16 protein-coding genes are annotated in these 16,311 nt (G+C 46.2%); 15 read left to right on the top strand and 1 reads right to left on the bottom strand.

Going from position 1 to position 16,311, the window contains the following annotated elements; genetic code table 11:
• Positions 1–13: 13 nt before the first annotated feature.
• Positions 14–859: a 50S ribosomal protein L11 methyltransferase gene (prmA, locus tag DXD04_RS12410; protein WP_117673586.1), complete on the top strand. Its 846-nt coding sequence runs from the start codon at positions 14–16 to the stop codon at positions 857–859.
• Positions 860–888: 29 nt separating this feature from the next.
• Here the strand turns inward: prmA and DXD04_RS12415 are convergent, their stop codons facing one another.
• Positions 889–1,599 carry a DNA alkylation repair protein gene (locus tag DXD04_RS12415; protein WP_117673587.1) on the bottom strand — a complete coding sequence of 237 codons (711 nt, stop codon included), beginning with the start codon at positions 1,597–1,599 and terminating at the stop codon, positions 889–891.
• Between the two features lie 311 nt (positions 1,600–1,910).
• Between DXD04_RS12415 and trpB the strand changes: the two genes are divergently transcribed.
• The 14 genes from trpB to DXD04_RS12490 all read left to right on the top strand — a co-directional run.
• The gene (gene trpB / locus DXD04_RS12420; RefSeq protein ID WP_117673588.1) at positions 1,911–3,107 is read left to right on the top strand and encodes a tryptophan synthase subunit beta; all 1,197 of its coding nucleotides are present in this window, start codon (positions 1,911–1,913) and stop codon (positions 3,105–3,107) included.
• Between the two features lie 12 nt (positions 3,108–3,119).
• On the top strand, positions 3,120–4,520 hold the full coding sequence (locus DXD04_RS12425; RefSeq protein ID WP_117673589.1) for an anthranilate synthase component I family protein: 1,401 nt from the start codon (positions 3,120–3,122) through the stop codon (positions 4,518–4,520).
• 6 nt (positions 4,521–4,526) lie between these two features.
• On the top strand, positions 4,527–5,093 hold the full coding sequence (locus DXD04_RS12430) for an anthranilate synthase component II (RefSeq protein ID WP_117673590.1): 567 nt from the start codon (positions 4,527–4,529) through the stop codon (positions 5,091–5,093).
• Positions 5,094–5,135: 42 nt separating this feature from the next.
• Positions 5,136–6,131, top strand: a complete 996-nt coding sequence (gene trpD, locus DXD04_RS12435) for an anthranilate phosphoribosyltransferase (RefSeq protein ID WP_117673591.1) — start codon at positions 5,136–5,138, stop codon at positions 6,129–6,131.
• Between the two features lie 7 nt (positions 6,132–6,138).
• Entirely contained in the window at positions 6,139–6,927 is a 789-nt protein-coding gene (gene trpC / locus DXD04_RS12440; protein WP_117673609.1) for an indole-3-glycerol phosphate synthase TrpC, read from the top strand.
• The gene (locus DXD04_RS12445) at positions 6,924–7,547 is read left to right on the top strand and encodes a phosphoribosylanthranilate isomerase (RefSeq protein WP_117673592.1); all 624 of its coding nucleotides are present in this window, start codon (positions 6,924–6,926) and stop codon (positions 7,545–7,547) included. Before trpC ends, DXD04_RS12445 begins: the two co-directional genes overlap by 4 nt.
• Positions 7,548–7,559: 12 nt before the next feature.
• A complete protein-coding gene (gene trpA / locus DXD04_RS12450) occupies positions 7,560–8,339 on the top strand; it encodes a tryptophan synthase subunit alpha (RefSeq protein WP_117673593.1) in 780 nt (259 codons plus the stop codon).
• Between the two features lie 86 nt (positions 8,340–8,425).
• The gene (locus DXD04_RS12455) at positions 8,426–9,475 is read left to right on the top strand and encodes an asparaginase (RefSeq protein ID WP_117673594.1); all 1,050 of its coding nucleotides are present in this window, start codon (positions 8,426–8,428) and stop codon (positions 9,473–9,475) included.
• A gap of 103 nt (positions 9,476–9,578) precedes the next feature.
• Positions 9,579–10,265: a response regulator transcription factor gene (locus DXD04_RS12460; protein ID WP_117673595.1), complete on the top strand. Its 687-nt coding sequence runs from the start codon at positions 9,579–9,581 to the stop codon at positions 10,263–10,265.
• Between the two features lie 17 nt (positions 10,266–10,282).
• The gene (locus DXD04_RS12465; RefSeq protein WP_117673596.1) at positions 10,283–12,070 is read left to right on the top strand and encodes a sensor histidine kinase; all 1,788 of its coding nucleotides are present in this window, start codon (positions 10,283–10,285) and stop codon (positions 12,068–12,070) included.
• An 873-nt stretch (positions 12,071–12,943) separates the two neighbouring features.
• A complete protein-coding gene (locus DXD04_RS12475) occupies positions 12,944–13,741 on the top strand; it encodes a hypothetical protein (RefSeq protein ID WP_147330766.1) in 798 nt (265 codons plus the stop codon).
• A 68-nt stretch (positions 13,742–13,809) separates the two neighbouring features.
• Entirely contained in the window at positions 13,810–14,289 is a 480-nt protein-coding gene (locus DXD04_RS12480) for a hypothetical protein (protein WP_147330767.1), read from the top strand.
• 12 nt (positions 14,290–14,301) lie between these two features.
• Complete coding sequence (locus tag DXD04_RS12485; protein WP_117673600.1) at positions 14,302–15,411, top strand: MORN repeat-containing protein; 1,110 nt, start codon at positions 14,302–14,304, stop codon at positions 15,409–15,411.
• Between the two features lie 46 nt (positions 15,412–15,457).
• Positions 15,458–16,311, top strand: an 854-nt coding sequence (locus tag DXD04_RS12490) for an outer membrane beta-barrel protein (protein ID WP_117673601.1), incomplete at its 3' end; no start/stop codon positions are given.

Below are 16,311 nucleotides of genomic sequence, written 5' to 3' on the forward strand. Positions count from 1 at the left end.
AACTCGCATACGTATGAAATATTTTGAAGTGACCTTTACCGCACAGCCGTGCAATGAAACTATCACAGATGTATTATCGGGACTGACAGCCGACATCGGTTTTGAAAGTTTCGTGGAATGTGAAAACGGCATGAAGGCCTACATCCAGCAGAGCCAGTTCGACGAGGCCGCGCTTAAGCAAGTGGTGGAAGATTTTCCGATACCCGGCGCAAGCATCAGTTACTCCATTACGGAACCGGAAGACAAGAACTGGAACGAGGAATGGGAAAAGAATTTCTTCCAGCCCATCGTCATCGACAACCGCTGCGTGATTCACAGTACCTTCCACAAGGATTACCCGAAGGCCGAATACGACATCGTCATCAATCCGCAGATGGCTTTCGGTACCGGACACCACGAAACCACCAGCTCTATCTTAGGAGAATTGTTAGAGGCTGACCTGAAAGGCAAATCAGTGCTCGACATGGGATGCGGCACATCTATCCTGGCCATCCTGGCCAGCATGAGAGGAGCCGGAAAGGTGACCGCCATCGACATTGACGACTGGTGCGTGAACAACTCGCGCGACAACATTGCCCTGAACGGCATTTCCAATATCACCGTGGAACTGGGAGATGCTTCCCTGCTGAACGGACGGGAACCTTTTGATGTAGTAATAGCCAATATCAACCGCAACATTCTGCTGCAGGACATGCCGGCCTATGCGGCCTGCATGAAGAAAGGTTCGGAACTGTACATCAGCGGATTCTACACGGAAGACATTCCGGTGCTGCGCGAAAAAGCGGAGAGTCTGGGCATGGAATACGTGCATCACCGCGAAAAGCACAACTGGGCTGCCGTGAAATTTATCATGAAATAAGCAAGCTGCCTAAATAACGGCAAAGGCTGTCAGCGCTTCAATGCCTTGACAGCCTTTTTCATGTCTTCACTCACACGGTAGGACTCACCGATTTTCTGAATGGTCTTACGGAAAGTAAAATCGTCCAAATGACAATGGCGCAGAAAAGCCATGGTCTGTTCCGGAAACTTGACAAAACAGAATGAAAGTGCCCAGGCCACAGCCATGCGCACATAATATCCCTCATGACGAATCCCGTCGAGCAGGGAAAGATACTCCTCCAAGTGGGCTTCATCCAGGAAATAACTCATTCCCATCACTACGCCGAAACGTACCTCATACTCACCCGATGCTTTCATCCATTCTTTCAGGTATTCCCAAAGCCGCGCCTCGTTACGGCGGATAAAAGCTTTTCCTCCTCCAAACTTAAACGTATCGCACACCGACCAGCTGTTGATAATCCACACAAAACGTGTCACACGGTGAAGATAGACTTCCACATCCTCGTCGGGGCGGATGCATCCCAACACCATGCCTTGCAACATGCGTTCTTCCATATAAAACCCGTCGGCTGTGTCAAAGTAGCGCTCCCAGTCTGCCTTGGCAATCCTTGCAGCCAGTTTCCGCAACGCCGGCAAACGAATGCCCAACACATGTTCCACCCCCGGGTGAAGTCCCTCGGTAAACTTGCGGTTCCCATCTTCCGCCAGTATCAGCAGATGTTCTTTGACGGTCAGACCGTCCAGTCGAAACTCTTCCATACCTTATTATATAGCAAGATTTAAAATGTGGAACAAAGATAGGAAAAATTGAAAAATTTCCATCCATTTGTTTGGCGTTTTCATATTAATGGTTACCTTTGCGAGTGAAACAATAAAAAAACAAGAAAAATAACATTATGAATCTTTCTACGGTAAATACATTCTTCTGGTGGCGCCGCTTACAACTCCAAAGGTCGTAAGGGAACTCAGTCGCATGTATATATCTCAATAGTAATAATATCACAGAAGGGCTGTCGTAACTTTACGACGGCCCTTTTTGTTTTTTCACCCTAATGCAAACAAATACACTCATGAAAACTTATCAAGTAAACCAGGAAGGATTTTATGGAGATTTTGGTGGAGCCTACATACCGGAAATTCTCCATCGCTGTGTGGAAGAATTACGCAATGCCTACCGCAAGGTGCTGGCAGATGAAGGATTCCAGAAAGAATACGATGCGTTGCTCAAGGACTACGTAGGACGTCCTTCACCACTTTATCTTGCCCAACGCTTGTCGGAAAAATACGGATGCAAAATTTACCTGAAACGGGAGGACCTGAACCATACGGGAGCGCACAAAATCAACAATGCCATCGGCCAGGTGCTTCTGGCCCGGAGAATGGGCAAGAAACGCATCATCGCCGAAACAGGAGCCGGACAGCACGGAGTGGCCACAGCTACGGTATGCGCCCTGATGGGAATGGAATGCGTGGTCTACATGGGAAAGACCGATGTGGAACGGCAGCGGGTAAACGTAGAGCGCATGCAGATGCTGGGAGCCAGAGTGGAAGCCGTGACTTCGGGCAACATGACCCTGAAAGATGCTACCAACGAAGCCATACGCGACTGGTGCTGCCATCCGGCGGACACATACTATGTGATTGGTTCCACAGTGGGACCTCATCCCTACCCCGACATGGTAGCCCGCTTGCAGTCGGTCATCAGTAAGGAAATCAAAAAGCAACTGATGGAACACGAAGGACGTGACTATCCGGACTACCTGATGGCCTGTGTGGGAGGAGGAAGCAATGCTGCCGGAACCATCTATCACTACCTGGACGATGAACGGGTGAAAATTATCTTAGCGGAAGCCGGAGGAAAGGGAGTGGAAACGGGATTGTCGGCTGCTACCATCCAGTTGGGCCGGCTGGGCATCATTCATGGTTCCAAGACCCTGGTCATGCAGGACGAGGACGGACAGATTCTGGAGCCTTATTCCGTTTCGGCCGGACTGGATTACCCCGGCATCGGTCCCATGCATGCCAACTTAGCCGCACAGAAAAGAGCCACCGTGCTGGCAGTCAATGACGACGAAGCCCTGTGGGCTGCCTTCGAACTGACACGGCTGGAAGGCATCATTCCGGCACTGGAGTCGGCCCATGCCTTAGGAGCACTGGAGAAAGTAAAGTTCCAGCCCTCGGACATCGTGGTGCTGACCGTGTCGGGAAGAGGTGACAAAGACATTGACACTTATCTGAAATACAAAAACAACCCTGAAATCTTTTAAACGAGAAAAGCCATGAAAAAATTTGCTTATACCACCCACTACAAAACGCTGCCCGGCGACTTGCATACGCCCGTGAGCACGTACCTGAAGGTGCGCGACCTGTTTCCGCAAAGTATTCTGCTGGAAAGTTCCGATTACCACGGAGTAGAAAACAACCGCTCTTTCATCGGACTGAACCCCATTGCCAGTTTCTCCGTGAACCACGGAATCGTGACCACGGTCTTTCCGGACAAAAGCCGTGAAGAGCGTCCGCTCACTCCCGAGTTCCAGGTGGAAGATGCTTTCCAGTATTTCCTGAGACAATTTCAGGTGGAAGGAGAATATGCCCGCTACGGAGGAGTGTACGGCTACACCACGTTCAATGCCGTCCGCTATTTCGAACAGATTCCGGTGAAAGACAGCAGCGACCCGAAGAACGATGCGCCGGAGATTCTCTACATTCTCTACAAGTACCTGATTGTGTTCAACGACTTCCAAAGCGAGATGGTACTGGTGGAGCTGCAGGGCAACGACGAGCCGAGCCACATTGACGAAGTGGAGAAAGCGGTACTGAACCGCAACTACACCACCTACGCCTTTCGGGCGACGGGCGACACCACCAGTACGCTGACCGATGAGGAGCACAAGGCCAATATCCGCAAGGGCATTGCCCACTGCAAGAGAGGCGACGTGTTTCAGATTGTGCTTTCCCGCCGTTTCATCCAGCGCTATGAGGGCGATGATTTCACCCTCTACCGGGCATTGAGAAGCATCAATCCTTCGCCTTACCTGTTCTATTTTGATTTCGGCGGTTTCCGGATTTTCGGTTCCTCTCCCGAAACGCATTGCAAGATTGAAGCGGGAAAGGCCACCATCGACCCTATTGCCGGCACCACCCGCAGAAATGGAGACAAAAAGACGGATGCCGCACTGACCGAAGCCCTGCTGGCCGACCCGAAAGAAAATGCCGAACACGTGATGCTGGTAGACCTGGCACGGAATGACTTGAGCCGGAATTGCCACGACACGCATGTGGAATTCTACAAACAGCCGCAATACTACAGCCATGTGATTCACCTGGTGAGCAGGGTAAGCGGCACACTGGACAAAGAAGCCGACCCGATTAAAACGTTCATCGATACCTTCCCGGCCGGTACTCTCAGCGGAGCTCCCAAGGTAAAGGCCATGCAGCTCATCAGTGAAATCGAGCCGCACAACCGGGGGGCTTACGGAGGTTGCATCGGCTTCATCGGACTGAACGGCGATTTGAACCAGGCCATCACCATCCGTACCTTCGTAAGCCGTAACAACGAGCTCTGGTTTCAAGCCGGAGGGGGCATCGTAGCCAAAAGTGACGAGAATAATGAACTGCAAGAAGTAAACAACAAGTTGGGAGCATTGAAAAAAGCCATTCTCCTGGCCGAAAAAATATAACACACCATGAAAATTGTCATCATCGATAACTACGACTCATTTGTGTACAACCTGAGTCATGCGATAAAAGAATTAGGAGCAGAAGTCACCGTGAAACGCAACGACCAGTTTCAGTTAAAAGAACTGGAGGAATTCGACAAGATTCTGCTGTCGCCCGGTCCCGGCATTCCGGAAGAAGCCGGCCTGCTGCTGGATGTCATCCGTACGTATGCCGGAAAGAAACCGATATTGGGGGTCTGCCTGGGCGAACAGGCCATCGGCGAAGTGTACGGAGGAAAACTGACCAACCTGGATGAGGTGTTCCACGGCATACAGAGTCCCGTCAGCCTGACTGCGACGGACTATCTGTTCGAAGGACTTCCCTCTACCGTACAGGTAGGAAGGTATCATTCCTGGGTAGTCGACCAAAAAGATTTCCCGGATTGCCTGGAGGTAACCGCCGTAAGTGAAGAAGGATACATCATGGCACTCCGTCACCGCACACTCGATGTGCGAGGCGTGCAGTTTCATCCGGAATCCGTTCTCACCCCCGAAGGGAAACAGATACTGGGCAACTGGATACACCATCAATAAAGAAAACCCTATTTTCTCACTCATAAAACTTAGATACACAATATGAAACAAATACTAAAACGGATATTCCACCACGAAGAGCTGACACGTGAAGAAGCCTGCACGCTGATGCAGAGAATGACCGGCGGCGAGATGAATGAAGCGCAGACAGCCGCCCTGCTGGCCGCCTTCCAGATGCGCGGAGTCAAGGTGGACGAACTGGTCGGCTTCCGCGATGCGCTGCTTCAGGCTTGCGTGCCCATCGACTTGCATGAATTTCATCCCATTGACATCGTGGGTACCGGAGGAGACGGGAAAAACACCTTCAACATCTCCACATGTGCCTGCTTTGTTGTGGCCGGAGCCGGTTACCGGGTAGCCAAGCATGGAAATTATGGAGCCACTTCAGTAAGCGGGGCCAGCAACGTGATGGAACACTACGGCGTAAAATTCACAAACGACGCGGACAAGTTGAAACGCTCCATCGAACAATGCGGCATGGCTTACCTGCACGCTCCCCTTTTCCATCCGGCCCTGAAAACCGTGGCTCCCGTGCGGAAGGCATTAGGCGTACGTACCTTATTTAATTTATTAGGCCCGCTGGTCAATCCCTGCCATCCGGCCTGCCAGTTGTTAGGAGTGGCCGACCTCCCGCAGATGCGGCTTTACACCAACACGCTCCAGCAACTCGGCATCCAGTTTGCCGTAGTCAACAACCTGGACGGATACGATGAAATCTCGCTGACCGACGAATTCAAGGTGATGACCAACCGTTACGAAACCATCTATCGTCCCTCGGAATTAGGTTTTTCCATGGCACGCCAGGAAGAACTTTACGGAGGAAATACCCCGGAAGAGGCGGCCGCCATTTTCGACCGGGTGCTGCATAATGAGGGCAGCAAGGCACAGACCGACTGCGTGCTGATCAATGCCTCGTTTGCCATCCAGGCACTGGAGCCTCAGAAGAAAATAGAAGAATGCGTGGCACTGGCCAAAGAATCGCTCGAAAGTGGAAAAGCCTTGGCCACTCTACGCAAGTTCCTTACCCTTAACCAATAAACGAATGATGACTACTGATATCTTACATACCATTGTGGCTCATAAGCGCACAGAAATTGCCCTTCAGGAAGAAGCTGTATCTCAAGACTTCCTCATCCAGCAGTTGGGCACTCCCCGTCCGTCGAAAAGTATGAAACAGGCACTGGCCGCATCGCCCTCGGGCATCATTGCGGAATTCAAACGACGCTCTCCGTCGAAAGGAGATATTGCTCCACAGGCAGACCCGACCGTCATCGTCCCCGGCTATGAGCGTGCTGGTGCTTCCGGCATCTCCGTACTGACCGACCCGAAATTCTTTGGCGGCAACCTGAAAGATTTGCAGGCCGTCCGCCCGCTGACACACCTTCCGGTGCTGCGAAAAGATTTTATCGTCAGTCCCTACCAGCTATATCAAGCCAAGCTGGCCGGTGCAGATGTGGTGCTTCTGATTGCGGCCGCCCTGACCGTGGACGAATGTAAAGCCCTGGGGAAATTGGCCCACCAGTTAGAGATGGAGGTCCTGCTGGAGATACACACGGAAAAGGAACTCGACTACCTGCACGAGCATGTAGACTTGATTGGAGTCAACAACCGGAACTTAGGCACATTTCATACGGATGTGGAGAATTCGTTCCGCCTGGCCCGGAAGTTGCCGAAAGAACTGCTGTGGGTATCCGAAAGCGGCATCTCGCAACCCGACACATTCATACAACTGCGTGAAGCCGGTTTCAGGGGGTTCCTGATGGGAGAAACTTTCATGAAAACGCCTTCACCAGAAAAGGCTTTGTCAGACTTTCTTCAAGCTGTAGCCTTATGATTGTCAAAGTGTGCGGCATGAGGGAGGCGGAGAACATCCGTCAAGTGGAGCAAACAGGGGCCGACTGGATGGGATTCATCGACTACGAAGGTTCTCCCCGCTATGTAGCGGGCGTACCGGAATACCTGCCGGAGTCGGTACAGAAAGTGGGAGTGTTTGTCAATGCTTCCCTCTCGCAAATTCGGGAAAGGGTAGCAGCATGGCAACTGGATTACATTCAGCTCCACGGAAAGGAATCGCCGGAGTTTTGCCGGGAAATGCAACAGACTGGCATACGCGTCATCAAAGCCTTCGCCCTGCGTACGCCTGACGACCTGCTGACGACGGAAAGCTATGCCGCCTGCTGCGACTATTTTCTGTTCGACACTCCCTGCAACGGATACGGAGGCTCCGGCAAAAGTTTCGACTGGGAAATCCTGACACACTACCAAGGCGAGACACCTTTCCTGTTAAGCGGAGGGCTGAAACCAGAAAGCCTGGATGCGTTACTGAAATTCAGCCACTCCCGCTGGGCTGGCATCGACCTGAACAGCGGCTTTGAACAGGCTCCCGGCCTGAAAGATGCGGCTGCCCTCTCTGACTTTATTTACTCTTTCAAACAAAACAAGTACAACCTCTAAAAACTTACTGATATGAATCGCATTGACCAATTATTCCAGACACATAAAGACCACGTGCTTTCCATTTATTTCTGTGCAGGTACCCCAACTTTGGAAGGTACTGCCGAAGTCATTCGCACCTTAGAACGGAAAGGGGTACAGATGATTGAAATCGGTATCCCGTTCAGCGACCCGATGGCCGACGGTCCTGTCATTCAGCATGCAGCCACACAAGCCCTGCGCAACGGCATGACGCTCCGCAAGCTCTTCGGCCAGCTGGAACAAATCCGTACAGATGTCCGCATTCCGCTGGTACTGATGGGCTACCTGAACCCCATCATGCAGTATGGTTTTGAGAATTTCTGCCGGCAATGTCAGGCATGCGGCATCGACGGCGTGATTATTCCCGACCTTCCTTATAAGGATTACCTGGAAAGCTATCGGCCCATTGCACAACAATACGGCATCCACGTGATTATGCTCATCACGCCGGAAACCAGCGAAGAACGCATCCGGCAAATCGACGCGCATACCGACGGATTCATCTATATGGTATCTTCTGCGGCCGTGACGGGAGCACAAAAGGAATTCAATGCACAGAAGCAGGCTTACTTCCAGCGTATCAAGCAAATGCAGTTGCGGAATCCACGGATGATCGGGTTCGGTATCTCCAACAAATCCACTTACGAATCAGCAGCGGCATACGCCTCCGGATGCATCATCGGGAGCAAATTCGTGACCTTGCTCGAGGAGGAAAAAGATGCCAGAAAGGCCATCGACAAACTGTTGGAAATGCTAAAAAACGAAGGATAATTAATCATTCTGCTATTTTTAGCGGCTTATTCTTTCAGTCAAAGCATATTTTTGCTATCTTTGTGCCAAACTAAACGAAGCATCAAATGATAAAACCAGATTATCCTTCCGTATTACTCATCTACACTGGAGGTACAATCGGTATGATTGAAAATCCGGAAACCGGTGCCTTGGAGGCATTTAACTTTGACCAACTTCAGGAGAACGTACCGGAACTGAAACGGTTCAACTACCGCATTTCCTCTTACCAGTTTAACCCTCCTATCGACTCCTCAGACATGGAGCCGGCCTTGTGGGCCAAACTGGTCAAAATCATCCAATATAACTACGATAACTTCGACGGGTTCGTGATTCTGCACGGCACGGACACCATGGCCTATACCGCTTCCGCACTGAGCTTCATGCTGGAGAACCTGAGCAAACCGGTCATCCTTACCGGAAGCCAGCTGCCCATCGGTGTGCTACGTACAGACGGAAAGGAAAATCTGATTACTTCTATCGAAATAGCCGCTGCAAAACATCCGGACGGAACTGCCGTAGTACCGGAAGTCTGCATTTTCTTCGAGAACCACTTGTTGCGTGGAAACCGTACGACCAAGATTAATGCAGAAAACTTCAACGCGTTCCGTTCTTACAATTATCCGGCACTGGCCACGGCCGGTATCCACATCAAGTACGAATACGACCGTATCCGGAAGGTGGATCCCAACCTGCCCATGCATGCACACTATGTCTTCGATACGAATGTGATTATCCTGACACTTTTCCCGGGTATTCAGGAAAACATCGTGCGCACGGTGCTCAACACACCCGGTCTGAAAGCGGTAGTGCTCAAGACGTACGGCTCCGGAAATGCGCCCCAGAAGCCCTGGTTCATCCACTTGCTGGCAGAAGCTACGGCAAAGGGAATTGTCATCGTCAACATTTCACAATGCCAGACGGGTATGGTAGAAATGGCACGTTACGAAACCGGTCTGCACCTGCTCGATGCGGGTGTCATCAGCGGATATGATGCCACTGTGGAAAGCGTACTCACCAAGCTGATGTTCCTGCTCGGCCACGGTCTTACTCCCAAGGAAATACGCAGCGAAATGAACCGTTCCATAGCCGGAGAGTTTACCAAGCCCATGTTGTAACCTAAATGTAACACCTATTTCATAAGGACGAAACAAGAAAGGGTCATCTTTGTAACGAAAACTAAATCACATTGAATTTTGTATTAATTAATAGAAAATACGCATGAACGATTACCGGATTTTAGTTGTAGACGATGAAGAAGACTTGTGCGAGATTCTAAAGTTCAATCTCGAAATGGAAGGATACATGGTAGATACTGCCAATTCCGCCGAAGAAGCCTTGAAACTTGAATTGCCACGTTACAACCTGATACTGCTGGACGTGATGATGGGAGAAATTTCCGGATTCAAAATGGCCAGCATGATGAAAAAGAACAAGGATACACAGAACATTCCTATCATTTTCATCACCGCAAAGGATACGGAAAATGATACGCTGACCGGATTCAACCTGGGAGCGGACGACTATATTTCAAAGCCTTTCTCTCTGCGTGAAGTCATCATGAGGGTAAAGGCGGTGTTACGACGCACGGCCGGCGTACAGACTCAGGTGCCCGAACAGCTGATTTATAAAGGATTGTCTGTCAACATTCCGAAGAAAAAAGTATCCATCAACAACGAGGAAATTTCATTAACGAAAAAAGAATTTGAAATACTTCTGCTCCTGTTGCAGAACCAGGGACGCGTATTCTCCCGCGAAGACATTCTGGCGAAGGTATGGCACGATGAAGTGTATGTACTCGACCGTACGATTGATGTGAATATCACCCGCCTTCGCAAGAAAATCGGTGAATACGGTGCTTGTATCGTAACCCGTCTCGGTTATGGATACTGTTTCGAATGTGAATAAATTACGGTGGCACAATCATGACAAAATTTTCTTATCGCATCCTCCCTTTCAGTCAGAGGCTGTTTCTTTCTGTCATATTCCTTTTCCTGGGATATGCAGTATGCTTCATGCTGTTTCAATACAAACGCGAAAAGGCTTATAAAATAGAATTACTGAACACGCAGCTGCAAAACTATAACAACCAGCTGTGCGACTTTCTGGCCGATCACCACGGGGTCAACTCTGATTCCATGCAGAGCTATGTAACGACTCACATGATGCCCAACCTGCGGGTGACGCTCATTGAGCCGTCGGGGAAAGTCGTGTACGACAATACAAATGCCAACTGGAAAAGCTTTGCCAACCACTCTTCACGCAAGGAAGTGCAAGACGCACTCATGTATGGAAGCGGCTATTCCATCAGCCGCCAGTCGGAAAGCATTCAGGGAGAGGAATATTTTTATTCCGCACGTTATTATCCTCCCTACCGCATCATCATACGGTCTGCCCTTCCCTACAACCTGAGTCTGGCAGAACACTTGCAAGCTGACTCTGGCTACCTATGGTTTGCGCTGATTATCTGTCTGGTACTGATTTTCATCTTCTACCGCTTTACCCGGAAGCTGGGCAAGTCCATCACCAAACTGCAACAGTTTGCCATGAAAGCCGACCGGAATGAACCGATTGACATGGACATCCTGCAAACTTTCCCCAAGAACGAACTGGGAGAGATATCACAACACATCATTAAGATATACAAACGCCTGCACCGGGCGAAAGAAGCTCTCTACATTGAGCGTGAGAAACTGATTTCGCACCTTCAGACCTCACACGAAGGACTGGGTGTCTTTACCAAAGAACGACAGGAAATCCTGGTCAACAACCTGTTTACGCAATACATCAACAACATATCCGACCGTAATCTACGTTCTAGCAATGAAATTTTCGACATTCCGGAACTGCAGCCCATCATTGAGTTCCTAAACCGGAACGAGGGTAATTTCAGCAAAGAGGAAAAGCGGTATGCCATGCACCTCAACAAGAACGCTCGCTCGTTCACCTTGGAGTGTATCATCTTTCAAGATATGTCGTTCGAAATATCCATCAACGATATTACGCAAGAAGAAGAACAGGCCCATCTGAAACGTCAGCTGACTCAGAACATCGCCCACGAGCTGAAAACGCCCGTCAGCAGCATTCAGGGATACCTGGAAACCATTATCAGCAACCCGAACATTCCGCAAGAAAATGTCCGTGTCTTCCTGGAAAGAAGCTATGCCCAGAGCAACCGTCTGACCTTCCTGCTGCGCGACATCTCTGTGCTGACCCGAATGGACGAGGCACCGGAACTGGTAGAAAAGGAACAGGTAAACCTGAGCAAGATTGTAGAAAACATTTTGAACGAGGTGGCACTCGGTCTGGAAGAAAAGCATATTACTGTGGTGAACAAGCTCCCGTCGGAAGTCATACTGACAGGAAGCAGCTCGCTGCTCTACTCTATCTTCCGCAACCTGACCGACAATGCCATAGCCTATGCGGGTAATGACATACAAATCACCATCAACTGCTTCCGCGAGGATGAGAAATTCTACTATTTCAGTTTCTCTGATACCGGCGTGGGAGTACCCGAAGAGCACCTGAACCGCCTGTTCGAACGCTTCTATCGGGTAGACAAGGGACGCTCACGGAAATTAGGAGGTACAGGTTTGGGACTGGCCATCGTGAAGAACGCCGTGTTGTTCCATGGCGGAACCATCTTCGCCAAGAACATGCCGAAAGGAGGACTGGAATTTGTCTTCACACTGAAGAAGGACATACAAGGATAAAGCACTCCAGGCAAGACATTCTGTAATTAAAACTGCTACAATTTCCCCTGGTTCCAGTACTTCCTTGGCAGTACTGAGATTCTGACTTTTCCTGATATAACTAGACGTTTTTTCTTTTTATAAACTGGAACAGTAGACACTTTGCGTATTACAGCTAAGCGTTCCGGACACGCAAGAACCGGGAGCTGTTGTTTGGCAAACTGGATGCCCTTCGATGAGGCGTTCGTTTTTTTAAGGTCAATAGAGAGTTTTCCTGATTTAACCTGACTATTTTTCAATTAATAAACTGAGGTTACAAAGATTTTAAAAGAGACTCTATTGTTTTATCTGCCATTAAAAAGAATATAAATGAGGGTCTCAAAATAGAAACACCAGTAAACTTATAGATTACAATGCTCGACTATTATTCATGGGTTGAGCATTTTTTATATCTCAGCCTTATCATAATGGTAAATTCATACTATAAATACCAAATCCAAAATTAGCAGTAACTCCCCATTGTACTACTAAAAGTTTATCTTACCTCTTTAAATGGAGGGTTATATACGTAATCTTTGTAAGCCATAATTTAACTATATTACATTGCATATCAAAGTTTTTTATTATCTTTGCAAACGGATGGAGCATATCTCTATCCAAGACATATTAGAAAATGAAAGAAGCGTTATGCTTATCTTGTAAGTTAGGAACCTGAGAAATTTCAAACGTAGTACAAGGAAGGCATAGTGGTTCTCACGCTATAGCGTGGGCTGCTATTCTCATATCTGTACTACGGGTTTTCTCAGGACCTCTAACTTAAGATGTGGCATTGCAGTTCCACGCTTCGTAGTTTTACGAAATCCTCATAGGAGCTGTAGAGGAAAAAGAGAACCTATGAAAAAACAATCTTCTTCAATTAAAAAAGGCATAATATGTTGCCTAAGTTTATTCTGTAGCCTCAGTATCCAAGCTCAAAAACTCGGAGATTACATTGAAATCGACAGTGTTCCCGCCTTTATCTTTTATATAGACAACACAGGAAAACATGGTCTAGCGATGTCTATGCCTGCTGTATATTCTGATATGCTAAAGAAAATAGACAAATATGTAAAAAAGGGATTAATAGACAAAAGACAGGCTGAACTATCAAAGAAAGGCAATGTGATAGATATAAAAAACTATGAAGAATCAGGGATGCTCAAGCCTAAGAACAAACAAAAACTTTTTGAGAACCTTATTCCAAAACTAACAGAAAAAGGAGAAGAAAACGCAGCCATCATTGAAGCCTACTGCAAAGAACAGAATATTTTAATGCAAGAACATTTTCCTTGGGAATACTGGGCCTCACAATTAGGGCAAGGCTGGTTTATCCCGGGAGATTACGAACTCACTCTATTTGCCCAATTCTATTCTGGAGGAATTGGTAAAGATTACCACATGGGGATTTCTTTTTTAACAAAAAGAGGAAAAGAACTTTCTAACAATACCAGAGTGCAAGATGCACTCACCTCCGTCACATCAAAAGGAGGATTAATATCATCCACAGCAAAATATGCCGATTGTGGTTTTAGAACATTACATAGGATTCAAAAAACGATGCCCAAACTGACATATTGGTTTGAATTATTAGACAACCTAAATGGAGCTTATAAAGAATTGAACGTCCAGACATGTGCCATACATAAGTTTTAAATTAAACAATAACTAAAAGTTGTGCCCGACACGAAATAGGGTAAACAAAAATGAAAACGATATTCTCTATGAAAAAGACTTACACTACTTTTTTATTTTTTCTTTTAGGAGTATTTTCAACCTCTATCTTTGCACAAAGCACTGTATATTTCTTTATAAAATCTACAGGAAATTTGACTACAACAATAAAACAAAACGGGAAGGATATCTTTGACATGACAGGACCTATAAAGAAGACCATCAAACCTTCAGGAAATATGCAGCTTCCTTTTAATCAATACGCTCCATGTTATAGAAAGTGTATTTTTAAAAACGAAGGAAAAATACTTTTCTCAGCAGAATGTAAACACATCAACGCTGTCAATGGGAAAATATCAACCATGGCAGGAGAAATACAGCTGAATTTAACAAGCGGGTCTACATATTATGTATCCATAACCAATAAAGGATTAAATGATATGCAGTTAAAGAATCTAACAGAAAAAGAAGCCGAAAAATTACTGAAAAATAAAAAATACGTAGCTCTCCCTGAATATATAGAACAATAAATACCTGCAATTATGGAAAAGAAATCATATATTTTATTATTCTTTTCTTTCTTCCTGCTAATAAGCAACGCACAAGAAAAATCCATTAATCATATCTTCTCAAAGACATTAGAAGTAGTAAATGAAAAGAACAAAAAAGAAAGTTTCAAAGGACAAATCCTAAAAGGCAAACGAAACGGAATGGGAGTTCTTTTACAACGTAATGGAGCACTCTATATAGGAGATTTTTACAGAGATATGATATCAGGTTACGGCATGTTTATTGCTTCGGAAGATAGTTATGTAGATAATTGTGATAGCTGTACTGTGTATATCGGCAACTGGAAGAATGGAGTAAAATCCGGCTTCGGAATTTGTTATGCCAATAATGGAGATATTATTTACCAAGGACAATTCGAGAAAGACAAACCTATCTCACAGTATCCATCCAATAATATAGACCTACAAAAATATTTTTCTTATTTTGATTTTGGTAATGGAGAATATTTCTTAGGAGAAATGGAAAAAGAAACTGCTAACGGCTACGGTATAATGGTATATGACAATGGAGACTTATGCATCGGCAATTTTAAAGAAGGAAAAAGAAATGGAATCGGGCTGTACCTTCTATATAATGGAGAATGGGAAACGATTAATTTTGAAGGTGACAACTACAATATTGTCAGCTCATCCATTAACTACCGGAACATTGACGCTAATAGAAAAGCTAATATCAAGAGCTCACTATCTGAAGCATTCGGATATTTTGCACAGGCAGCAAACCAAACAGTCCAAATTGCAAGTGAAGTTCAGTCCATAAAAAAAGGAGAAAAGCCTTTTTCCAATACAAGCTCAAATGTCAATATATCCGAAAATACAAATCTATCCGATGATAATATTTCCAAAGAAAAGAAATCCTCTACAGTCCCTTATTCTATATCCGCAAATCAAAACAAAAATACTGACAGCAGGACATATGCGAATTATGATGGAATGCTGAGCAAAATGCGTTATGGAAATATGGAGTATGACGATGCCAAACGAAAAGAATATCAATCCAAGATGAGAGCATTAAGAGAAAAATGGGAGAAACGAGGAGAAAGATTCCAGCATTCAGAAAATGAAGACTGGCTCGGCAAATAAACTATAAACTTACTCAATCATATTAAACTCTAAATTAAAACAGGTCATGAAAAAATTACATTTTAAACTATTTAAAAGATTATCTTGTATTGTTGTTTTTACAACATTATTTTTCTCTCATGTACAAGCCAAAGGTATCAATGATGCAATCCAACTTCCAGATTTCAAGAGTGGAAAAACTATCTGGGTCATCCGAGCAGGCGTAGGATTTAACGGTTTTACCGGATCAAGCATAGAAACGACCAAACTACAATGGGAAAATAACGATTGGAATGGCAGTTTTGGGAAAGCCACAGGATATGAATTCACATTAGGGTTTAACAAATCCTTTGGTAATCATCCACTATATTGGGGGATGGAGCTTGGCATGGCATCAAGAGGATATACATCATCTTCTTCATGGGAAAAAAGTGGAAGTTCAGCTATTAGTGGGGGAACCGACTATCATGGTAAATTCCAAGATGAATCAATGCTATGCCATACAGTAAAGTTTTCTCCATTCACTATTGGTTATCGATACACATTCCTTGAAAAGATGGCTGCAGACATACATCTTGGAGCCTATGCCAGCTATGATATCGCAGGAAAATACAAAAGAGATTATACAGACCATATCATTTCAACATCCAAATATGGCAATAGAAATGATAAGACCACAAGCTCCACAGAAACCAAGATAAAAGATTATGACAATATGAAACGATATGACGCGGGTATTAATCTGGGAATAGGCTATTGGTTTGGTAAATTTAATATAGACTTTACATGGCAAAGAGGATTTATCGCCATATTTGAAGGGGGAAATGAATTAGTAAAAATAGGAAAAGAATCACGCAAACGTGGAAACCTACATATTCCGAAGCATACCCGTTCACTTTCCGGCAGCTTATTAGGGTATAA

It is taken from the genome of Phocaeicola plebeius (assembly GCF_003437535.1).
Taxonomy (GTDB): Bacteria; Bacteroidota; Bacteroidia; order Bacteroidales; family Bacteroidaceae; genus Phocaeicola; species Phocaeicola plebeius_A.